This window comes from Haloplanus sp. C73, assembly GCF_051195115.1.
Taxonomy (GTDB): domain Archaea; phylum Halobacteriota; class Halobacteria; order Halobacteriales; family Haloferacaceae; genus Haloplanus.
Genome location: NZ_JBNTJZ010000001.1, coordinates 347,866 through 366,810, shown reverse-complemented (window position 1 = coordinate 366,810; position 18,945 = coordinate 347,866). Strand labels below are relative to the sequence as shown.

Annotated in this window: 22 protein-coding genes; 9 read left to right on the top strand and 13 right to left on the bottom strand. The window is 67.5% G+C overall.

Going from position 1 to position 18,945, the window contains the following annotated elements; translation table 11 throughout:
- Positions 1–66 precede the first annotated feature (66 nt).
- The 6 genes from ACQUSQ_RS01910 (at position 67) to ACQUSQ_RS01885 (ending at position 5,414) form a co-directional block, all read left to right on the top strand.
- On the top strand, positions 67–2,451 hold the full coding sequence (locus ACQUSQ_RS01910; protein ID WP_435066809.1) for a methyl-accepting chemotaxis protein: 2,385 nt from the start codon (positions 67–69) through the stop codon (positions 2,449–2,451).
- A 72-nt stretch (positions 2,452–2,523) separates the two neighbouring features.
- Positions 2,524–3,294: a creatininase family protein gene (locus tag ACQUSQ_RS01905; protein ID WP_435066807.1), complete on the top strand. Its 771-nt coding sequence runs from the start codon at positions 2,524–2,526 to the stop codon at positions 3,292–3,294.
- A gap of 62 nt (positions 3,295–3,356) precedes the next feature.
- Positions 3,357–3,746, top strand: coding sequence for a nascent polypeptide-associated complex protein (locus ACQUSQ_RS01900; RefSeq protein ID WP_435066806.1), 390 nt, complete (start codon positions 3,357–3,359; stop codon positions 3,744–3,746).
- Positions 3,743–4,462: a methyltransferase domain-containing protein gene (locus ACQUSQ_RS01895; RefSeq protein WP_435066805.1), complete on the top strand. Its 720-nt coding sequence runs from the start codon at positions 3,743–3,745 to the stop codon at positions 4,460–4,462. Before ACQUSQ_RS01900 ends, ACQUSQ_RS01895 begins: the two co-directional genes overlap by 4 nt.
- 380 nt (positions 4,463–4,842) lie before the next feature.
- Complete coding sequence (locus ACQUSQ_RS01890) at positions 4,843–5,064, top strand: hypothetical protein (RefSeq protein ID WP_435066804.1); 222 nt, start codon at positions 4,843–4,845, stop codon at positions 5,062–5,064.
- Entirely contained in the window at positions 5,061–5,414 is a 354-nt protein-coding gene (locus ACQUSQ_RS01885; RefSeq protein WP_435066803.1) for a hypothetical protein, read from the top strand. Before ACQUSQ_RS01890 ends, ACQUSQ_RS01885 begins: the two co-directional genes overlap by 4 nt.
- Here the strand turns inward: ACQUSQ_RS01885 and ACQUSQ_RS01880 are convergent.
- The 6 genes from ACQUSQ_RS01880 to ACQUSQ_RS01855 all read right to left on the bottom strand — a co-directional run bounded on the left by ACQUSQ_RS01880 (position 5,394) and on the right by ACQUSQ_RS01855 (position 9,423).
- Complete coding sequence (locus ACQUSQ_RS01880; RefSeq protein ID WP_435066802.1) at positions 5,394–5,966, bottom strand: DUF6517 family protein; 573 nt, start codon at positions 5,964–5,966, stop codon at positions 5,394–5,396. The genes ACQUSQ_RS01885 and ACQUSQ_RS01880 overlap by 21 nt on opposite strands.
- 42 nt (positions 5,967–6,008) lie before the next feature.
- Positions 6,009–7,466, bottom strand: coding sequence for an MATE family efflux transporter (locus tag ACQUSQ_RS01875; RefSeq protein WP_435066801.1), 1,458 nt, complete (start codon positions 7,464–7,466; stop codon positions 6,009–6,011).
- Positions 7,463–7,585, bottom strand: coding sequence for a hypothetical protein (locus tag ACQUSQ_RS01870; RefSeq protein ID WP_435066800.1), 123 nt, complete (start codon positions 7,583–7,585; stop codon positions 7,463–7,465). The genes ACQUSQ_RS01875 and ACQUSQ_RS01870 overlap by 4 nt, the downstream gene beginning before the upstream one ends.
- A 320-nt stretch (positions 7,586–7,905) precedes the next feature.
- Positions 7,906–8,223: a transcription factor S gene (locus ACQUSQ_RS01865; protein WP_435066799.1), complete on the bottom strand. Its 318-nt coding sequence runs from the start codon at positions 8,221–8,223 to the stop codon at positions 7,906–7,908.
- Positions 8,224–8,348: 125 nt separating this feature from the next.
- A complete protein-coding gene (locus tag ACQUSQ_RS01860) occupies positions 8,349–8,606 on the bottom strand; it encodes a hypothetical protein (protein ID WP_435066798.1) in 258 nt (85 codons plus the stop codon).
- A gap of 43 nt (positions 8,607–8,649) precedes the next feature.
- The gene (locus ACQUSQ_RS01855) at positions 8,650–9,423 is read right to left on the bottom strand and encodes an enoyl-CoA hydratase/isomerase family protein (protein ID WP_435066797.1); all 774 of its coding nucleotides are present in this window, start codon (positions 9,421–9,423) and stop codon (positions 8,650–8,652) included.
- Positions 9,424–9,889: 466 nt separating this feature from the next.
- Here ACQUSQ_RS01855 and ACQUSQ_RS01850 point away from each other — a divergent pair, with 466 nt between their 5' ends.
- Positions 9,890–10,381 carry a DUF5797 family protein gene (locus ACQUSQ_RS01850; protein WP_435066796.1) on the top strand — a complete coding sequence of 164 codons (492 nt, stop codon included), beginning with the start codon at positions 9,890–9,892 and terminating at the stop codon, positions 10,379–10,381.
- Here the strand turns inward: ACQUSQ_RS01850 and ACQUSQ_RS01845 are convergent.
- Together ACQUSQ_RS01845 and ACQUSQ_RS01840 are read right to left on the bottom strand one after the other, a co-directional pair.
- The gene (locus tag ACQUSQ_RS01845) at positions 10,378–11,337 is read right to left on the bottom strand and encodes a DUF5787 family protein (protein WP_435066795.1); all 960 of its coding nucleotides are present in this window, start codon (positions 11,335–11,337) and stop codon (positions 10,378–10,380) included. The genes ACQUSQ_RS01850 and ACQUSQ_RS01845 overlap by 4 nt on opposite strands.
- A gap of 36 nt (positions 11,338–11,373) precedes the next feature.
- On the bottom strand, positions 11,374–11,838 hold the full coding sequence (locus tag ACQUSQ_RS01840; RefSeq protein ID WP_435066794.1) for a bis(5'-nucleosyl)-tetraphosphatase: 465 nt from the start codon (positions 11,836–11,838) through the stop codon (positions 11,374–11,376).
- A 102-nt stretch (positions 11,839–11,940) separates the two neighbouring features.
- On the opposite strand from ACQUSQ_RS01840, the gene ACQUSQ_RS01835 reads away from it, so the two are divergent.
- Entirely contained in the window at positions 11,941–12,273 is a 333-nt protein-coding gene (locus ACQUSQ_RS01835; RefSeq protein ID WP_435066793.1) for a 30S ribosomal protein S10, read from the top strand.
- A 7-nt stretch (positions 12,274–12,280) separates the two neighbouring features.
- Here the strand turns inward: ACQUSQ_RS01835 and ACQUSQ_RS01830 are convergent, their stop codons facing one another.
- Both ACQUSQ_RS01830 and ACQUSQ_RS01825 read right to left on the bottom strand, forming a co-directional pair.
- Positions 12,281–12,532, bottom strand: coding sequence for a DUF7513 family protein (locus tag ACQUSQ_RS01830; protein WP_435066792.1), 252 nt, complete (start codon positions 12,530–12,532; stop codon positions 12,281–12,283).
- Entirely contained in the window at positions 12,529–14,067 is a 1,539-nt protein-coding gene (locus ACQUSQ_RS01825; protein WP_435066791.1) for a Na+/H+ antiporter NhaC family protein, read from the bottom strand. Before ACQUSQ_RS01825 ends, ACQUSQ_RS01830 begins: the two co-directional genes overlap by 4 nt.
- Positions 14,068–14,155: 88 nt before the next feature.
- Here ACQUSQ_RS01825 and ACQUSQ_RS01820 point away from each other — a divergent pair, with 88 nt between their 5' ends.
- Positions 14,156–15,427 carry an amidohydrolase gene (locus ACQUSQ_RS01820; protein WP_435066790.1) on the top strand — a complete coding sequence of 424 codons (1,272 nt, stop codon included), beginning with the start codon at positions 14,156–14,158 and terminating at the stop codon, positions 15,425–15,427.
- Between the two features lie 50 nt (positions 15,428–15,477).
- Here the strand turns inward: ACQUSQ_RS01820 and ACQUSQ_RS01815 are convergent, their stop codons facing one another.
- The 3 genes from ACQUSQ_RS01815 to ACQUSQ_RS01805 all read right to left on the bottom strand — a co-directional run bounded on the left by ACQUSQ_RS01815 (position 15,478) and on the right by ACQUSQ_RS01805 (position 18,901).
- Positions 15,478–15,978, bottom strand: a complete 501-nt coding sequence (locus ACQUSQ_RS01815; protein WP_435066789.1) for a hypothetical protein — start codon at positions 15,976–15,978, stop codon at positions 15,478–15,480.
- 125 nt (positions 15,979–16,103) lie between these two features.
- The gene (locus ACQUSQ_RS01810) at positions 16,104–17,465 is read right to left on the bottom strand and encodes a geranylgeranyl reductase family protein (RefSeq protein ID WP_435066788.1); all 1,362 of its coding nucleotides are present in this window, start codon (positions 17,463–17,465) and stop codon (positions 16,104–16,106) included.
- A 68-nt stretch (positions 17,466–17,533) separates the two neighbouring features.
- Complete coding sequence (locus ACQUSQ_RS01805) at positions 17,534–18,901, bottom strand: phosphomannomutase (RefSeq protein WP_435066787.1); 1,368 nt, start codon at positions 18,899–18,901, stop codon at positions 17,534–17,536.
- Positions 18,902–18,945: the final 44 nt, after the last annotated feature.

Sequence of the window (18,945 nt, the reverse complement as noted above, 5' to 3'; positions counted from 1 at the left end):
GTCGAATCGGGGAATCCAGAGACGGAGCAACGAGCATCGTTCCGAAGGAATCGTGGGGGACGGGAAATGAGGTTCCTACCGTCGTTCGTTCGGAACAGTTACCTGAGACAGTTTGCAGCTATCGTCGCTATCGTGTTGGTCGTCGTGGCCGGCGCCGGCATCTTCTTCCAAGGGGAAGTGACCGAGGAACTCCGCCACGAGCGCCAGAACGAACTGCAGACGGTCGCCGAACTGGAGGCGAACGCGGTCGGCGAGTGGCTGGACCGCAACAGACAGAAGGCGCGCCTGCTCTCCGAGTTCGAATCGGTTCGGTCCGGCGACCGGGAGCGCATCGACGCGACCCTACAGCACGAACTCGAACAGTTCGAGTCGACTCGGTCGATACACTACGTCGACCTCGAAGCCCGGCAAATCGTCGAGAGTACCGCGGACGACCGCGTCGGAACGACGGTGCCCGAGGTGACGTGGGCGAGCGGCTCGTTCGAGATGGACGACGCCTCGGCCGTCGCCGTCACCGAGGGCTACCGACAGGACGGCACCGAAGTAATCGCGTTTCTCAGCCGCATCGAGGGGACGAAGCGGGCCATCATGCTGACCACGAACGCCCGGGCGCGAGCCGACAGGTTCCGAACGCCGACCGAATCCAGTTTCACACAGGTCGTCGATAGTCACGGTGTCGTCGAGTTCGCCCAGAACGAGGAAGCGGCGCTCGAACAGTACCAGTACGGCGACGGACACATCCGGAAGGCGCAGAACGGGGAGACGGGCGTGATGGACATGCCCGGACAGAACCTCGTCGTCGGCTACGCACCGGTCGAGGGCGCCGACTGGGTCGTCGTCACGCACATCCCGCGCTCGGAGGCGTACGCGCTGGCCGGCATCGTCACGCGCGATTTCCTGTCGCTCATCGGCATCGCCCTCGCCGGCTTCCTCCTGATCGGCCTGACGCTCGGTCGGGACACAGTGTCGGCGCTGGACCGCCTCACCGAGGACGCACAGGCCATCGCCGAGGGGAACTTGGACATCGAAGTTGAAACGTCCGACCGCGAGGACGAAATCGGCGAGATGACCGAGGCGTTCGCCGAGATGCAGACCTACCTCTCGACGGTCGCGGCACAGGCCGAAGCGGTCGCGGAGCAACGGTTCGACGCGCCGGTGCTCGATGAGGAGGTGCCGGGCGCGTTCGGTGCAACCATCGACCGCATGAGCGACGACGTAGAGCAGGCACAACGCGAGGCGAAAGAGGCCAAGCAGAGCGCCGAAGCGGCCCGCCGCGAGGTCGAAGATTTGAACGAGGACTTGGAGGCCACGGCCGAGACGTTCGGGGAGACGATGGCGGCGGCCGCCGACGGCGACCTGACCCAGCGGATGGACGCGGATAGTCGGAGTACGGCGATGGAGACCATCGCCGAGTCGTTCAACGAGATGATGACGGAGATGGAGGGGACGCTGAGTCGGATTCGGTCGTTCGCCGACGAGGTGGCGACCGCGAGCCAACAGGTGACCGCGAGCACGGAGGAGGTCCGGAGCGCGAGCGCCGAAGTCAGCGAGTCGATTCAGGAGGTGTCGGCGGGAGCCGAACGGCAGGACGAACGGCTCACGGAGATTTCGGGCGAGATGCAGAGCCTCTCCGGCGCCATCGAGGAAGTGGCGTCGTCGGCCGACGAAGTGGCGTCGACCGCCGAACGGGCCGCCGAGATAAGCGACGCCGGGAGCGACGCGGCCGCGGACGCCATCGACGAACTGGCACGAATCGAAACCCAGACCGACGAGACGGTCGACCAAGTCGTCTCGTTGGCCGAGGAAATCGACGAGATAAGCGAGATAGTCGACCTGATTGCCGACATCGCCGAGCAGACCAACATGCTGGCGCTGAACGCCTCTATCGAGGCCGCCCGCGCCGACGTGGACGGCGACGGCTTCGCCATCGTCGCGGACGAAATCAAGTCGCTCGCCGGGGAGGCCGCCGACGCCACCGAGCAGATCGACCGCCGAATCGGGGATATCCAGGCGTCGGCCGAAGGCGCCGTCGACGACATGCAGACGATGGGCGAGGGCGTCGAGCACGGGGCCGAGACCATCGACGAGGCACTCACCTCCCTCGACGAGGTGGCTGACCACGTCGGCGACCTCCACACTGGCGTCCGGGAGATTAGCGACGCGACGGACGACCAAGCCGCCTCGACCAGCGACGTGGTTTCGATGCTCGACGAGGTCGAACGGGTCGCCGACCAGTCGAGTGCGGAGGCGGCGAACGTCTCCGCCGCCGCGGAGGAACAGACCTCGACGCTCGCCGACGTGTCCCAGAGCGCACAGTCACTCACGGAGCAGGCCGACTCGCTCCAAGAGCTACTCGACCAGTTCACCGCCGACGCCCGAGGAGTCTCCGCGGAAACGGCCGAAGCGGCCGACACCCGACCGGCCACGACCGACGGCGGTCTCGACGGCTGAACGGGGCGGCCACCCGCCGTTCGAACCGCGAGTGGCACGATTGAAGGGCGTGCCTCCCGGAACACGGGTAGGATGTACATCGCAGACGAGACGTGGCCGGAACTGGGCGACTACTTCGAGAACGAGTCGCTGGCCATCGTCCCGCTCGGCTCGACCGAACAACACGGCCCGCATCTCCCGCTGGCGACCGACCACCTCATCGCCGAGGCGTTCGCCCGCGAGGCCGCGGAGCGAACCGGGTATCTCTGCACGCCGACGGTCAACGTCGGCGTCAGCCCCCACCACCGCCAATTCAACGGGACGATGTGGGTCGACGCGCCCGTATTTCGGGACTACGTCGAATCCCTCACCCGGAACCTCGCGTATCACGGCATCGACCGCGTCATTTACGTCAACGCCCACGGCGGCAACGTCGAGCATCTCCGCGAAGTGGGGCGTCGCCTCCGCGACGACGAGGTGCTGTACGCCATCGAGTGGATGTGGAACGACAGCATCCCCGAACTCGTCGACGACCTGTTCGAGCAGAACGGGCCACACGGCGGCCCGAAGGAGACGGCACTGATTCAGCATCTCCACCCACATCTCGTCCGCGACGACAAGTTGGCGGCGGCGCGAGACGGCGGCGTTCCGGACGTCGAGGCGGCGGGCACGGTCAAACACGGCGCGCGGACCTTCTACGACGCCGCCGACAACACGGGCAACGGCGTCCTCGGCGACCAGACCGACGCCACCGCCGAGAAGGGGGCGCGGATGTTCGAGGAAGCGGTCGAACAGCTCTGTCAACTGTGTGACTGGCTGGACGACCAGCGGTTCGAGGACCTGCTTCCCAAGTCTCACGTGTAGCACGGCGCCGTTAACCACGCCCCTTCGCCATCCTTTTGCCCACGCACACCCTCCCACGAGCTATGTTTGGTGGCGGCGGTATGAACCCGCGAAAGATGAAGCAGATGATGAAACAGATGGGCATCGACGTGACGGAACTCGACGTCGAAGAGGTCGTCATTCGGACAGAGGACGAGGACCTCGTCTTCTCCGACGCGCAGGTGACGCGGATGGACGCACAGGGACAGGAGACGTATCAGGTCGTCGGCGAACCCGAACACCGCGAGGGTGGGTCGGCGTCGGCAGGCGCCATCGAGAGCGGCGGTGACGAAAGCGCGAGCGAGTCGGGCGGAATTCCCGACGACGATGTCGAACTCGTCGCGACCCGGGCCGGCGTGAGCACGGACGCGGCACGCGAGGCGCTGGAGGCGGCGGACGGCGACTTGGCGGCGGCCATCGCCCGACTCGAGTGATTCTTCTGGTCCGCGGCGACCGGGAGTATCTCCGGGCGCCCGGCGAAGAACTGCAGACCGACCTCGGCGTGCTCACGGTCCCCGAAGACGTCAGCCCCGGTCAGCGGCTGGAGACGCATCTCGGCGAGGAGTTCGTCGTCCGCGAACCGCGTGGCCCCGACCTCTTCGAGCATTTCGAGCGCACGGGCGCGCCGATGATGCCCCGCGACATCGGTCTCGTGGTCGGGTTCACCGGCCTCGCGGCGGGTGACCGCGTCCTCGACGCCGGAACGGGGACGGGCGTCCTCGCGGCCTATCTGGGCCGCATCGACGCCGACGTGGTGACCTACGAACAGGACCCCGACTTCGCCGACGTGGCTCGCGAGAATATGCGCCTCGCCGGCGTGTCCGACACCGTCGACGTGCGAACCGGGGACGTCTTGGAACACCTCGACGGCCTCGGGGAATTCGACGTGCTAACGCTCGACACGGAAGACGCTCCCGACGTGATTCGGCACGCGCCCGACCTACTGGTGAGCGGCGGGTTCGCCGTCGTCTACTCGCCGTTCGTCGAGGGCTCGCGCGCCGCCGTCGAGGCCGCCAAAGACGTGGGCCTGACCGACGTGACGACCCACGAGACGATACAGCGCGAGATGCAGTTCGACGACCGGGGCTCGCGCCCCGACACCCGCGGCGTGGGCCACACTGGCTTCCTCACCGTCGCGCGGTGGGAGTAACTGGTTGGGCGCTGTTTAGATAAGCGGATGAATTTGGGACCACCTCGAAAGCCCCCGGCGTCTCGGCTCCCGGGACTCGCTGCGCTCCTCACTTTGTTGCGGTGCTTGCGTCGTCCGGGTACGCCGAGACGCCGGCCCCTTTTAGTCCCGCCCGCGCCGGCTGGTCGACCGGCTGCCGCTGGGCGGGACTGAAAGGGGCGACCCGCTGGAGGAAGGTGGCCGACGCAAGGACCGCAGGCCGGAGGCCGAGGACCGCAGCGAGGCCCCCGACTCCAGCGGGTCGGGGCTTTCGAGGTGCTTCCAGTTTGAGCGCGCTAATCTGAATACTACCAACTGGTTTCGACCGACGGTATAAGTGGATGGCCGGCAAATCCCGAGCCATGAGTCGGGAGCGCGCTGACATCGACGACGTGCGGACGTGGCCCGAACTGGCCGTGGGCCTCTACGAACGCCTCACCGGTCGAGGCGCCGAAATAACCTACGAGTTCGACGACTTGGAGATACGCGTCCCGGACCGCATGGGGCCGGACGCCGACCACGCCCGATGGCGACTCGACGGCACCGTCCGCATCCGAACCCGCGACCGAAGCGACGACGAGTGAGCGAGTCGCCGCCACTTGACGTCGACGCCGACCTGACGCTCACCGTGGACGGCGCGGCGGTGTCGATTCGGGGGTACGGCGACCTCGTCGTCGTGGACGCCCCGTCGCTCGCCGCGGTTCGGGCGCTGAAACGAGGGCGGACGACGGCGGTTCTGGACCCTCTGCTTCGCGCCGACGTGCGTCTCGACGTTCGCGTCCGCGGCCGGAGCGTCGCCCGGGCGACGCCGGGACGCGACGCGGGGCCGGTCGCGCGGGCGCTGGGCGTCGACCCGCTCTCGGTCGCCTTCGGTGGGCTCTTTCTAACCGCCCTCACCGAGTGGCGCGCGAACTCAGCCGGTCGCACGGAGTAGTTCGAACAGCTCCGACCGGAACGCCGATGGGTCGAGACAGTCGGTGAGCGCCGCCGCCGTCTCGCCCTCGCCGTCGACGCCAGTCGGATACGCGCCGCCGGCGAGCCTGAACGCCTCGTCGGGCGCCCACACCGCGAGCCAGCCGTCCACCGACAGGTCGAGGTCGGCCACCCGACAGTGGGCGTCGTAGCCGAACAGGCGCGCCTCGTCGTCGCCGATGCGGAGCGTCCGACGCTCCCGGCGCTCCACGCGCTCGAACCCGCGGGTTTCGAGGCGGTCGGCGAAGCCACGGCTCGCTCGCGAGGCGACGAGGCCGCGGAGGGGGCCGGATATCGGCGGCGACGGCGAGAGTTCGAGCCGCGCGACGAGGAAAAAGCGCCAGCTTCGGTCGACGCCGGTTCGCTCCCGGACCGCCGCGCGGAGGTGGTCGTCTTCGTACACCTGTACGCGGGCCTCGACGGAGACGCCGCCGGCCGAAAAGAGCGTCTCCGTCCCGTCGCTCACGCGTCGCCAGTCGTCGAGGTCGGCCGCGACGGACGGCGGGGCGACCATGTCACGAACTCACGGCGCGACGCAGATATACGTTGGCGGGGGTCAGTCACCGCCCATCGACGCCTCGGTGTCGACGGGGACCGCCGTCGAGGCGTCACCCTCGCGCCACGTCCCGCGGCGGTACCACGCGTAGGCGATGAGGGCGCCGAGGACGTTCGAGACGGCGAAGGCGACCCAGATGCCGGACGGGCCGAGTATCGGGGCGGCGAACCACGCGATGGGAAACCGAATCACGCCGAGCATGAGGACGGAGATGGCCGCGGCGGTGAGCGTCTCGCCGGCACCGCGGAAACTCCCGGTGTAGGCGCGCATGATGCCGATGAATCCAAAGGAGAGCGCGACGTAGCGGAGGAACTGCGCGGCGGAATCGACCACCGCGGGGTCGGTGGTGAACAGGTCGGCAATCGGCGCGGCGGCGACCCAGATGACGACGCCGGCGGCGGTGAGGACGCCGAACAGCACCGTGGCCGCGAGGGTGGTCGCCCGTTCGGCGCGGGCGGGTTCGCCGGCGCCGACGTTCTGTCCGGTCATCGTCTCGACGCCGCGAGCGACTGCGATGGCGGGCAGGAAGACGACGGAGAACACGCGGGTACCGATGCCGTAGGCGGCGACAACCGTCTCCGGAAAGAGCGCGACGATGACCAGCAAGAGGTTCATCGACAGCGCTCGACCCGTGCCCTCGATGGAGGCGGGCAGGCCGATGGTTGCGAGACGGCGGAGATACGAGAGGTCGGGGACCATGTCGCGGAGGTGGATGCGAACCCCGCGGCCGCCCCGAAGCATAATCCAGAGGCCGACCAGAAGCGCCAGACTGCGGGAGAAGACGGTGGCGACGGCGGCGCCCTCGATGCCCATCTCCGGGAACGCGACGGTACCGACGAGGGGGGCGTTCTCGACGACGGTCCAGCCGAAAATCAGGAACGGGTCGATGGCGATGTTGAGAACGACCGACCCGAACATGACGAGCATGGGCGTGACGGTGTCCCCGTACCCCCGCATGAGCGCGACGAAGACGAAGAAGCCGAACATGAAGGGCATCCCGAGCAGGACGACTTCCATGTAGCGCGTGGCCATGGGGAGGACAGAGGCCGACGCGCCGAGCAGGCCCAACAGTTCCTCGACGAGGAAGTAGCCCACAATTCCGAGCAGTCCCGAGACGAGGAGGGCAAACGTCATCGTCTGCGACGCCGCGTACTCGGCCTGTCGGCGCTCGTCGGCGCCGGTGTGTTGGGCGACGAGGACGCTCCCGGCGACGGAGACGCCCATCCCCAGCGAGATGACCAAGAAGACGAGCGGGAAGGCGAAGCTGATGGCCGCGAGCGCACCGGTGCCGTACTGGCCGAGCCAGAAGGTGTCGGCGAGGTTGTACGCCGTCTGAAAGAGGTTCGTGACGACGATGGGCAGCGACAGGACAAGCAGGGGCCAGCCGATGTCGCCGGTGGTCAGGTCCATCTCCTCGGGCGCCGCGAAAATCGAGCGGAGCCGGGTCCGGAGCGTCATCGCGGCACCTCGTCGACGGACAGCATCGGTCGAGCGTCGGGACTCGGGAGGGCGGCGTGTTCGGGGCGGCCGGGCGGCCGGCACCCCGCGTCCTGCAGGTCGGGGTGGAGGTCGTGCATACGGATGTTATCGGACTTACTAACCAGTCAGTCAAAAGGGTTGTGTGAGGGTCGATATCGCGTTCCGCGACCCCGTGTGACCGACTCTCGGCAGTTCCGCGAGCGGCCGTGTCGCCCGCGGTACAACCGTCAGAGCGACGAGTCGGTTCGGCACATGCTGGCGGACGCAATCGACCGCGACATCGAAGCGGGCGGCTTCGCCGACGACGTAGCTCGACCTCTGATGACCGTCATCGACGGTGGAATGCAAGCGCTCGTTCTCGACGAAAAAGAGTTATCGACGGCGAGACAGGCCGCAGACGAGTACGTCGAGGCGACGCTTAGTGGTCGTCTTCGCGCCACTTGTGTTCGCACTCGGTACAGACGAAAAAGCGCGTCTCGGATTCGTCGGCCGCGCGAATCTGTTGCATGTACCAGTAGGCTTCGTCGTTGTCGCAGTTGGGGCAGTTAGCGCTCGTCGTCGGGAGGCCGCTCGACCCGCCGCTGGATTCGATAATCTCGGACTCTTCCTGAGCCTGCGTGGTGACCATACCGGCTTCAGAGCCGCTGTCTCGCGCCATCTCGTGGCCACACTGGGTACACACCCAGGCATCGTCCTCAGTCTGCATCATCGACCCGCATTCGTCGCAGAACTTCATGGTGGCTCGAACCGAGAGGCTCGATTCTCTTTAACCCACGGATACTACAGTAGCGATTGAAAGCCGTTACACACCAGATGTCCGGAATCCCGTGTTCTGGTGTTCAGATAGTTTCAATAGCTACGTTACGCGTCGCCGTCGGACTGGCCGGGTTCGCCCACCGCTTCGACGGGGACGACGTTCTGGAGTTCGGCGTACAGTTCGTCCGGGCCGTGGAAGGCGTCGCCCCCCACCTCGGAGACGAGTTCGCCCAGATTCGCCTCGCCGTCGGCGAACGTGACCGTCACGTCGACGAACTCGGCGGCCGCGTCGTCACGAGTGACGGGGTAATCGAGCCGCTCGAACACGGATTCGACCCGGTTCAGTTTCACGCGCTCGCTCATACTGAAACCTTACAGCCCACGCCACTTAGAGATGGTTGCCCTATCACTCGAACTCCGGGTCGCGCTTCTCGACGAAGGCCGCCATCCCCTCGCGCTGGTCCGGCGTGCCGAACAGCCCGCTCCACGCCCGGCGCTCGACCGTCATCCCACCCTCGCGACCCGTCTCGTGGAAGGCGTCGAGCGCTTCCTTCGCCGCGTACAGCGCGTGTCGGGGCTTCGCCGCCAACTCGACGGCCAGTTCGTCGACGTGGTCGTACAGTTCGTCGTGTGCGACCACTTCGCCGACCAATCCCTGCTCGTGGGCGTCGCTCGCGTCGAGGCGCTCGCCGAAGAAGATGAGTCGGCGCGCCGTCTCGTCGGGCACGAGCCGCTGGAGAAGTTGTGTCCCCCCCCAGCCGGGGATGATGCCCAAATCAATCTCGGTCTGCCCGATGACGGCTCGCTCGCTCGCCACCCGAAGGTCACAGGCGAGGGCGAACTCACAGCCGCCGCCGAAGGCATAGCCGTTGATGGCCGCAATGGTGACGCCGGGGAAGGACTGAATGTCGCGAACGACGCCCTGTCCACGCTCCGCGTAGGCAAGCGCCTCGGGCGTCGAGAACTCCTTCATGTAGTCGATGTCGGCGCCAGCGATGAACGCTTTCTCGCCCGCGCCGGTGAGAATCAGGACGCGCGCGTCGTCGTCCTCGGCCTGTGCGACGGCTTCCTCGATTTCGTCGAGCGTCTCGGTGTTCATCGCGTTCAGTGCGTCGGGACGGTCGACCGTGAGCCGCGCAATGCCATCGGCGACGTCGAGCGTGACGGTGTTCCAAGACATGGAGATGGCGACGATAGCCACGAGGGTAAACGTTCGGGGCGGAGCGGTGATACTGGTTAGATTCGAGTGGTGCTCTCGGTAGCACCTCGAAAGCCCCCGTCCGCTCGCCGCCTGCGACTCGCTGCGCTCCTCACTACGTTGCGGTGCTTACGTCGTCTCGGCTGGCGAGCGGACGGCCCCTTTCATTCCCGCCCGCGTCGGTTGGCCGAGCGACCGCCATAGGGCGGGACTGAAAGGGGCGACTCGTCACCGGGCGGCGAAGCCGCCCGGTTGCCCGAGGGAGCGAAGCTCCCTCGCTGCTGGAGGAAGGAAGCCGACGCAAGCACCGCAGGCCGAAGGCCGAGGAGCGCAGCGAGGCTCCCGACTCCAGCGAGTCGGGGCTTTCGAGGTGGCAATAACGTCACTAGCATATCCGAACGTGACTGGAGCGGAACACCGATATGGGGGAGGCGCGAATCGCCCGGCCATGACACTGTCGGCAGCGGAGCGCGACCGGCTGGCGGATATCGTCCGCCTCCAGCCGACGAAGAACAAGGAACTACAGGAGCGGTGGGAGATGGAGAGCGGTAGCGAGGTCCACGGCTATCTCGAAGAGCATCTGAGCGACTACTACTACCGCAACGACGACAGCTACATCTGCGCGACGCCGGAGGCGGCCGACATCACCGGCGTCGAACCCGGCCTCGAAGGCGACGAGGACGGCCCGCAGGTCATCCGCGTCCCCGAACTCGAAGCGCAGGTGTTCGAGGTGGTCGCCGGCCCCGATGACCGCGCCGAGAGCGTCGTGAGCGTCCTCCAGAAGGTCCGAGCGGCGTACGACGCCGACCCCGACGTCGACGCCGTCCGCGAGGCGCTCCAGAGCCTCCGGCGCAAGGGCGTCGTCGAGGTAGTGTACCGGACCGTGCCGACGTTCAAACTCGCCGTCGAGCGCGACGACGTCGACGTCGAAATCGTCTAGCGCCGCTCGCGCCGCCGCCGGTCGAGCAAGCGCTCGATGCCTTTCCCCGGCCCGCCCTCGATTGGCCAGCCACGCGTCCGCCACGACGGGGGTTCGGGCTGGAACTCCGGACACGACCCCGAACACTCCGCGGCGGTCGGGTGACACGTCTTCGACCCACACCACGGGACGAGCGTTCCGTGTTCCTCACGGAGTTCGAACCACCGACAGTCCGAGCGCATCGTGTCGACGTACGACCGCCAGCCGTCGCCGTACACCCGCTCGGCGATTTCGAGTCGCTTGTCGCTCGCGGTGTCGGTATCGAGCGCGGCGGGGTGCCACGCGACGCTCGCCTCCGGTAAGCCCTCGCCGCCGAAATCGAGCGCCAACACACCCGCTTCGACGGGAATGTCCTCCAGCAACGCGGGTTCGACTGTCTCGCCCGTCGCGGCGGTAGCGACCCACACCTCGTCGGCGAGCGCCGTCGACACGTCGTGGTCGAGTTGGTCGGCGAGCGCCCGCGCCGCGCTCGCGTCGAGGTCCGGTTTGTTCTCGATAGCGACGATGCGCCGAACCCAGTCGGGGTAGGGCGCGATTCGGCGAATCTGGATGCGGTTGCCGTCGCGTCGCGTCTCGACGACACCGCGGTCGGCGGCGCGGTGAATCGCCGCGCGGACGTAGCGCCACGGGTAGCCCGGATGCGGGAGGGCGTCGCGGTACCACGCCCACTCCGCGGGTGCGTTCCGGACGATATGCAGGAGGTCGGAATCGAGCGCCGCGTCACCGAAGGCGGCACGGGCGGCGAGAGCGTCGGGGTCGGCCTCGACGACGACGGTGTCCCAGCGCCGCCGCTGGGTGCCGAACTGGCGCCCGACGACGGGAACGGCCTCCGTCTCGCGGTCGGGGGGCCACGCCCGCTCCGCCCAGCGGCAGGTGACGAGTTCGAATCCGAACTCGCTGTCGCCGGGATGGGTCATGGACGGTCGGGCGCCGCCCACGGCGGGTCGCGCGGCCTACCCGAGATAGGTCCGCTTCCCTTCACCAGACTCCGCCTCGGTGACGAGTTCGTCCAGATAGTCGTGGGCCTCTTCGAGGATTTCGCGGGGGCCGTCCTGCGTGATGGTGTTTATCGCTTGGTCGTAGTCGCGCCACTGCAGGTCGCGATGCTCGTTGGAGAGTTCCGCACTCGCCTCGAACGAGCGTGCGATGAACAGGTGCACCGTCTTGTGGATGGTGTTGCCTCCGGCCTCGAAGACGTAGTCGTACTCTTTGCGAAAGCCGTCGATGAGGCGGAAATCCTCGATACCGGCTTCCTCACTCACTTCTCGAATCGCAGTCTGCTGAAGTTCCTCGTCGCCTTCGACCCCGCCTTTCGGGAACTCCCAGTCCCCGGGTCGGCTCTTCAGGAGCAGGTACTCCCGGTGGCCACGGGTGTCGCGGAAGAGGATGGCTCCAGCACTGGTCGCTTCCACCGTCATTACCGGCAGTAAACGGTCACAACGTATAAAGATTTCAAGGGAGCGGAGCCGGCGGCCGGACGGGTGCGCTTTTGGGCATCGAGCGCGCAGTAGGGGGTAACGATGGCCTTCGTCACCAAACTCAGTTTCCAGAGCGGCGACCGGGACGCCCTCGAGTCGCTCGTGACGGATATCAAGGAGATGGTCGAGCGGAAAGGCGCCGAGTGCAAGGGTCCCCACTCCGCACCGCCGCAACGACTCACCGTCCCGCAGTATCGCTCGCTCGTCCCCGGCAATCAGTTCGAGTCGTGGGACTACTCCACCTACACGCGCCGCCTCGAAATCCACGGCAACGACGAGGTGGCCGGCCGGGTCGGCCACATGGAGTTTCCGGACCACGTCCACGTCGAAATCGAAGTCGACCGCAAGAAGCCGCTCGGCCACCAACAGGAGTAGCCGCGGGTCAGTCCAGTACGTCCAGCAACTCGGCGCGACCGGTCGAGTCGGCGGTGTCGAACTCGGTCACGCGAATTCTCACGAGGGTGTCGACGAGTCCCGACGGTGCATCAGAGAGCGTCAGCACCGTGTCGCCGATGCGGACCAGCGCCGCGCCGTCCGCGTAGCCCGTGACGAAGGCCGTCAGTTCGTCGCCCGACTCGTAGGCCGGCGTGTTCGTCCGGAAAGTCAAGCCGGCGACGAGTTTGCGGAGGTTCATACGCGAGCCACCTCCTCGCTCTGTCGGTCGGGCACGTACTCCAGCCCGTAGCCGGTCCACGCCGCGACGAGGAAGACGGCGACGAGGAACCAGCCGTGGAAGACGTAGGGCCAGACGGCGGCGGGATTGGCGAGCATTGCTTCGGTGAACCAGTCGAACTGCTGGGGGAGTTGGGTCATGGCGGCGTAGCCCGCGAGCACGCCCCCGCCCCACGGGAAGATGTAGCCCAGCGCGGAGGTGTTGGCGTCGAGGATGTTCGCGCGCCGGTAGCCGTTGATGTTGAACCGCTGGCCGAGGGTGCGGATGAAGGGCGCGATGGCGATTTCCGCCGCGGTGTTGATGGTGATGGTCGCGTTGACGATGGCGGTGCCGATGACCATCGTCGTCTCCGCGCGGCGGACGGTGGTCGCGACGTGTTCGAGCAACCACTCCTCGATGGCGGCGAAGCCACCGCCGGCACGCATCACCTGCGCCGCGCCGACGATGAGCAAGACGAGGACGATGAGCGGGAAGAAGCCGAGCGCACCGGTGTAGAGGCTCCCGCCGACGGTGCTGGTGGCGTCGGGCACCACCTCGACTATCGACCCGAAGACGGGAAGCGTGTCGAGCGTCGCCGCGATGCCAGATTCGGACGTCGAGCGGAAGACGAGCATCGCCGACGCGGGCGCGAGGCCGAGGACGAGATTCAGCGCGATTGAGGTCAACAGTCCCCACGAAACCGCCTCAATGATGTGTCGGCCCTGCACGGCGGTGCCGATGACGACGGCAATCGAAAGCAGGTGGACGAGGCCGAGCGGCCCGGCGCCGCTGGTGGCCTGTGCGCCCACGTCGAGGGGTTCGCCCGCCATCGCGTTCCCGGCGATAATGTAGCTGGCAAGCGCGAGGACGGCGGCGACGATGGCGTACTTGAACCGCGAGGCGACGACGCCGCCGATGTCGGCGTCCTGTGTCACCGCGCTCACGATGGTCGTGTCGGAGACGGGCGCGAGGTTGTCGCCGAAGACGGCGCCCGAGAGGATGGCGCCGAACAGGAGGACGGGGTCGGCGCCGAGGAGGACGCCCGCGGGGAAGACGAGGCTGGTGAAGGCGACGGCGGTGCCGTAGCCGGTGCCGATGCCCGTCGCGAGGAGGGCGGCGAAGATGAAGGTGAGTGCGGGAAAGAGCGCGGCGCCGACGTCGGCGGCGCCCGCGGCCCACACGAGGCCGTCGACGAAGCCGCCGGCCTGAATCGTGTCGGCGAACATCCCAGCCCAGAGCCACGCGACGACGGCGGTGGCCGCCACGCGCTGGGTCATCCCCTCGAAGATGACGTCGGCGTAGGTCTTCCAGTTGCCCTTCACGAACAGCATGCCGACGATGAGGCCGACGAGCATGCCGATGACTAGTCCAGACGTGTCGCCGATGCCGAGGAGGCCGCTCTGGACGATGGCCCACACGATGAATATCGCGAGCGGGAGGGCGCTAACCCCTCGCCCGCCGTAGAACTCGACGCGGGATACGTCGGCCGGTTCGTCCGGGAGGTCGTGCTCGCTCATGTCGCTCGCGTATCCCGGCCGAACCGAGTAAAAGGAACCGGAACGCCGCGGCCGACAACTTATGCCGCCCGCCGTCCGTGTGCGGAGCATGGACGTAGCCGACGACTTGCTCGACCTTCGCCGTGACCTCCACCGACACCCCGAACCAGCGTGGCGCGAGTTCTACACCACCGCGCGCCTCGTCGACGAACTCGAAACGCGACCGCTCGACGGCCTCTACGTCGGCCCCGAGGTACTGGCCGAAGACCGGCGGGGCGTCCCCGACGACGCCGAACTCGACGAGTGGGCACGGCTCGCCGTCGACGCCGGCGCTCGCGAGGACGTGGTCGACCGCCTCGACGGCGGCTACACGGGCCTCGTGGCCGTCCTCGAACGGGGCGAGGGGCCGACGGTCGGGGTCCGCGTCGACATCGACGCCCTCCCAATCACGGAGGCCGACGACCCGTCACACCGGCCCGCCGCCGACGGCTTCCGCTCCGAGAACGAGGGATTCATGCACGCCTGCGGGCACGACGCCCACGCCACCGTCGGCGTCGGCGTCGTCGACGCCATCGCCGACAGCGACTTTTCCGGCACGCTCAAGGTATTCTTCCAGCCGAGCGAGGAGGCCATCGCCGGCGGCGAGCCGATGGCCGAGGGCGGCCACCTCGACGACGTCGACTACCTGCTTGCCCTCCACGTCGGCCTCGACCACCCGACGGGCGAAGTCGTCGCCGGCGTCGACGGCTTCCTCGCCGTGAGCCACTTTCGGGCGACGTTTGCGGGGGCCACCGCCCACGCCGGCGGCCACCCGGAGCGCGGCCGCAACGCCGTGCAGGCGATGGCGACGGCGATTCAGAACCTCTACGCCATCCCCCGGCATCATGACGGTGCGACCCGCGTCAACGCCGGGCGCGTCGGCGGCGGCACCGCCTCCAACATCGTCCCCGAAGACGCCTTCATCGAGGGCGAGGTGCGGGGCGAGACGACCGAACTCATGGAGTACGTCGACGACCACGCCCAGCGCATCCTCCGGGCCGCCGCCGAGATGCACGACTGCGAGGTGGAGGTGGTCGGCGAGGGGCGAGCACCGGGCGGAAAAAGCGACGGCGAACTCGCCGCCCTCGTCGGCGCCGTCGCCGAGACGACGCCGGGTGTCGACTCCGTCCTCGGCAGCGACAGTCTGGGCGGGAGCGAGGACGCCACCTATCTCATGCGACACGTCCAAGAACGGGGCGGGCTGGCGTCGTACGTCTGTGTCGGCACCGACCACCCCGGCGGGCATCACACGTCGACGTTCGACGTCGACGAGGAAACCATCGGTATCGCCATCGACGTGTTCTCCGAGTCGGTCGAGCGACTAGCACAGAGTGAGATATAGAGCGTCTGCATAATACAGCCTGTCGAAAATCGGAGTCAACGCTAGCATGATCAGAATAGGCTACCGCTGCCGAACAACCCATCGCCGTCGCCGTCACGCCGCTTTCCGAAATCCTCTCGCCGTTTGATTATGAATCGGAACTCGGTCATATCGAACATTCCACGCTGATTCCCGGTGAATTTGTTCTGGACCTCGCGCCACCCGTCAGTATCCTCAACACCACACGCGCAGGCGATAACGAAATCGTAGTTGTCACCGTAATCTTCGAGTTGCCCACGGAGTTTCCGCTTCTGATTGTTGGAAAAATTTCGTTTCAATTCTATGCCGACAGTATCGTTCACAACAACGTCGCCACGTGCAGTGCCACGTTCCGTACTGACAGCATAGTTACGCTGACCACCCATTCCGAGACCCATGCTACTCCCCTCATTTAGCTGTCCGTCTAGATACTCCTGCAACTCAGCCTGATACTTGCGTTCATGGTCGTATGTCTCGGATGGTGTCCACTGCTGAACGAGGTCCCACACCTGAGGCCCAATTCCGCCAATCATGTTGTATATATTTCATCCTTCAGTTATAAATCATACGAGCAACCGGTGTTTAGTGCGCCGTAGAGGATAACGTAACGTAGCGAACGGTGACTGAAAACAGGCCCCAGAGCAGAGTGGGCGAGTAGCTAGTACTTCGGCTCGGCGCCCGTCGTCTCGTACACCTGCTCCATGACGGTGTCGCGGTCGGACTGCCACGACGCGAGTTCCGACGGGTGGCTCGGGTACTCGTCGTAGCGGTCCATCAGGTCCTCGGCCAGCCGTTTCGTCCGGTAGAAGTCGATGATGGTGCCCCAGTAGCCGAAGCTCTGTATCGCGCTCTTGACCTTCAGCGCGAGGCCCATCGAGGTGGACCCGGAGTAGAGCGCCTCGGCGAGTTTCTCGCCCGGGAGCGCGGCCAGTAGGCCCATCAGGTCGTCGACGTCGACAGCCGTCGAGAGGACGTTGTAGACGTCGAGACCGGCGTAGCGCCCGCCGAAGTGGTCCATCACGCGCTCGTTGTACTCCCAGAGCGCGGCCTCGGTGGGGTCGTCGATGGCGTCGATGATGGCCTCGGCGGCGTAGGTGCCGGCGTAGGCCGCGCCGGCGATGCCGCCGCCGGTCGTCGGGTTGACGTGGCCCGCGGCGTCGCCGACGGCGACGAAGCCCGGCGCCACCGCGGAGTCGTACGGGCGCCGCGTGGGCAGGGCGCCACCGAGTTTGTCCTCGACCGACGCACCCTCGAACTCCGGACGGTTCTGCAGGTCGTAGCGCAGGTCCTGCACCAGTTTCATCGGCTCCTCGGTCATCTGGAAGCCGAGGCCGGCGTTGATGGTCGTGCTCGTCCGCGGGAAGTACCAGAGGTAGCCGGCGGCCCGCTCCGTGGGCTTGAACACCAGAGCGTCGTCCCACTCGACCGGTTCGGGCACCTCCACGATTTCGCGGTACGCCGAGCAGAACTGGGAGTACGAGACGTTGGTGTCGAAGGTGGCCTCGTCGAAGTCGGCCTTGTCCTGCAGGATTGAGAGCGCGCCCGCGGCGTCCATGGTGACCCGTGCCTCGTAGGTGACGGGGTCGCCCTTCCGAATCGCGCGAACGCCGGTGACGCGAGCGCCGTCCTGCAACACGTCCTGAACGACGGTGTCGTAGTGGAAGTCGGCGCCCGCCTCGGCGGCGCCGTCGATGATGCGGCGGCCGTACTCCCAGCGGTCGATGACGGCGAGTTCGCCCGGAATCGGGATGTCGAGCACCGTGTCGTGTTGCGGGAGTTCGAATCGGCCGTGGTCGACGCCCGTGTTCGTGAAGGCGTCTTGAATCTTCGACTTGGGGATGGCCTCGGGGAAGGCGTCGGCGCCTTTCAGCGCGTCACCACACGCGATGTGTCCGGCCTCCGCCTCGTCTTTCCGCTCGACGACGACGACGTCGAGGCCGGCGCGAGCGAGGGCCGCCGCGGCGTAACAGCCAGCGGTGCCCGCCCCGACGACGACGACGTCGTACTCGTGGGTGGTCATTGGTGCTGTGTCGCGCCCGCGGTGGGAAAACTCTTTATTCCCGTTTCGTCGCCACGGAGTCGACGAAATCAGGCGCCCTCGGTCGCCGCCTCGACGGCGCGCTCGATTGTCGCCCGCGCCGTCGCCACGAGTTCGTCGACCGCCTCGCTCTCGGCGTAGAGCCGGACGTAGGCCTCGGTGCCGCTGGGGCGGACGAGGAGCCACGACCCGTCGGGCCGGTCGAGTCGAACCCCGTGTTCGGTGTCGACAGCCGCCTCGGGAAACGCCTCCGGGAGCGTCGTCCGCAGTCGCTCCATGGCCGCGCCTTTGGCGTCGTCGGGACAGGCGACGCTCACCTTTCGATAGGGTCGCTCCGCCACGGGAGCGCGGAGTTCGGACAGCCCCTCGCTTGCGACGTGGCGGGCGAACACCGCCGCGCTGGCGACGGCGTCAATCCAGCCGCCGAAGGCGGGGTGGACGTGTTTCCACGGTTCGGCCGCGAAGACGACCGTACCGCCCGCTTCGCGGGCCTGCGCGATACCTTCGTGGAGCGCGCCGAGACGGACGCGCTCGACCCGGCCCCCGGCCTCGGTGACCCGGTCGTCGATGCGCGCCGAGGCGTTGGGCGTCGTCACCACCACCGGATCGGCGGCGTCGCTCGCGCGGACGTATCGCTCCGCGAGGATGGCGAGGACGGTGTCCTCGTGGACGATTTCGCCCTCGCCGTCGACGACGACGATGCGGTCGGCGTCCCCGTCGTGCCCGATTCCGAGGTCGGCGTCGCCGTCGGCGACGTACCGACACAGGCCCGTCAGCGACTCGGGCGTGGGCTTGCTCTCTCGTCCGGGGAAGTGGCCGTCGACGTTCGCGTGCAGCGCCTCGACGCTGGCGCCGAGCGCCCGAAGGACGGCGGGCGTCGCGAGCGCGCCCATGCCGTTGCCGCAGTCGACGACGACAGACAGACCGTCGAGCGGCGCGCCGAACTGGCGGGCGAAGTCGACGACTGCGGACCGGTAGTCGTCGAGTACGTCCGTCGCCTGCGTGTCGCCCCACTCGTCCCACTCGACCGGCGGCGCGTCCGTCTCGACTCGGCGCTCGACCTCGCGCTCTCGCTCGCGGTCGTACTCGACGCCGTCGACGAAGCACTTGATGCCGTTGTCGCCGGGCGGGTTGTGCGAGGCGGTGAGCATCACGCCGTGGCGGCCACGGGACGCGAAGGCCAACGCGGGGGTGGGCACGACGCCGATGCGCTCGACCGTCGCGCCGCCCGAGAGCACGCCGGCCTCGACGGCGGCGGCGAGGGCGGCGCCCGAGGTTCGCCCGTCGCGGCCGACGACGACAGCCGGGTCCTCGGCGTCGGCGTCGCGAGCGACCGCCCGTCCGACCGCCATCGCGAGGGCCGGCGTCACGTCGGTCCGCACGCTCCCGCGGATGCCCGCGGTTCCGAACAGGTCCATACCCGCCCTCTGTCCCCCGCCGGCTTGTATCGGTCGGTGGCAGT

What these genes read in the sequence shown, in the direction of transcription:
- ACQUSQ_RS01910 (WP_435066809.1), top strand. Translation starts at nt 67, where the DNA reads ATGAGGTTCCTACCGTCGTTCGTTCGGAACAGTTACCTGAGACAGTTT.
- ACQUSQ_RS01905 (WP_435066807.1), top strand. Translation starts at nt 2,524, where the DNA reads ATGTACATCGCAGACGAGACGTGGCCGGAACTGGGCGACTACTTCGAG.
- ACQUSQ_RS01900 (WP_435066806.1), top strand. Translation starts at nt 3,357, where the DNA reads ATGTTTGGTGGCGGCGGTATGAACCCGCGAAAGATGAAGCAGATGATG.
- ACQUSQ_RS01890 (WP_435066804.1), top strand. Translation starts at nt 4,843, where the DNA reads ATGAGTCGGGAGCGCGCTGACATCGACGACGTGCGGACGTGGCCCGAA.
- ACQUSQ_RS01880 (WP_435066802.1), bottom strand. Translation starts at nt 5,966, where the DNA reads ATGGTCGCCCCGCCGTCCGTCGCGGCCGACCTCGACGACTGGCGACGC.
- ACQUSQ_RS01875 (WP_435066801.1), bottom strand. Translation starts at nt 7,466, where the DNA reads ATGACGCTCCGGACCCGGCTCCGCTCGATTTTCGCGGCGCCCGAGGAG.
- ACQUSQ_RS01870 (WP_435066800.1), bottom strand. Translation starts at nt 7,585, where the DNA reads ATGCACGACCTCCACCCCGACCTGCAGGACGCGGGGTGCCGGCCGCCC.
- ACQUSQ_RS01865 (WP_435066799.1), bottom strand. Translation starts at nt 8,223, where the DNA reads ATGAAGTTCTGCGACGAATGCGGGTCGATGATGCAGACTGAGGACGAT.
- ACQUSQ_RS01860 (WP_435066798.1), bottom strand. Translation starts at nt 8,606, where the DNA reads ATGAGCGAGCGCGTGAAACTGAACCGGGTCGAATCCGTGTTCGAGCGG.
- ACQUSQ_RS01855 (WP_435066797.1), bottom strand. Translation starts at nt 9,423, where the DNA reads ATGTCTTGGAACACCGTCACGCTCGACGTCGCCGATGGCATTGCGCGG.
- ACQUSQ_RS01850 (WP_435066796.1), top strand. Translation starts at nt 9,890, where the DNA reads ATGACACTGTCGGCAGCGGAGCGCGACCGGCTGGCGGATATCGTCCGC.
- ACQUSQ_RS01845 (WP_435066795.1), bottom strand. Translation starts at nt 11,337, where the DNA reads ATGACCCATCCCGGCGACAGCGAGTTCGGATTCGAACTCGTCACCTGC.
- ACQUSQ_RS01840 (WP_435066794.1), bottom strand. Translation starts at nt 11,838, where the DNA reads ATGACGGTGGAAGCGACCAGTGCTGGAGCCATCCTCTTCCGCGACACC.
- ACQUSQ_RS01835 (WP_435066793.1), top strand. Translation starts at nt 11,941, where the DNA reads ATGGCCTTCGTCACCAAACTCAGTTTCCAGAGCGGCGACCGGGACGCC.
- ACQUSQ_RS01830 (WP_435066792.1), bottom strand. Translation starts at nt 12,532, where the DNA reads ATGAACCTCCGCAAACTCGTCGCCGGCTTGACTTTCCGGACGAACACG.
- ACQUSQ_RS01825 (WP_435066791.1), bottom strand. Translation starts at nt 14,067, where the DNA reads ATGAGCGAGCACGACCTCCCGGACGAACCGGCCGACGTATCCCGCGTC.
- ACQUSQ_RS01820 (WP_435066790.1), top strand. Translation starts at nt 14,156, where the DNA reads ATGGACGTAGCCGACGACTTGCTCGACCTTCGCCGTGACCTCCACCGA.
- ACQUSQ_RS01815 (WP_435066789.1), bottom strand. Translation starts at nt 15,978, where the DNA reads ATGATTGGCGGAATTGGGCCTCAGGTGTGGGACCTCGTTCAGCAGTGG.
- ACQUSQ_RS01810 (WP_435066788.1), bottom strand. Translation starts at nt 17,465, where the DNA reads ATGACCACCCACGAGTACGACGTCGTCGTCGTCGGGGCGGGCACCGCT.
- ACQUSQ_RS01805 (WP_435066787.1), bottom strand. Translation starts at nt 18,901, where the DNA reads ATGGACCTGTTCGGAACCGCGGGCATCCGCGGGAGCGTGCGGACCGAC.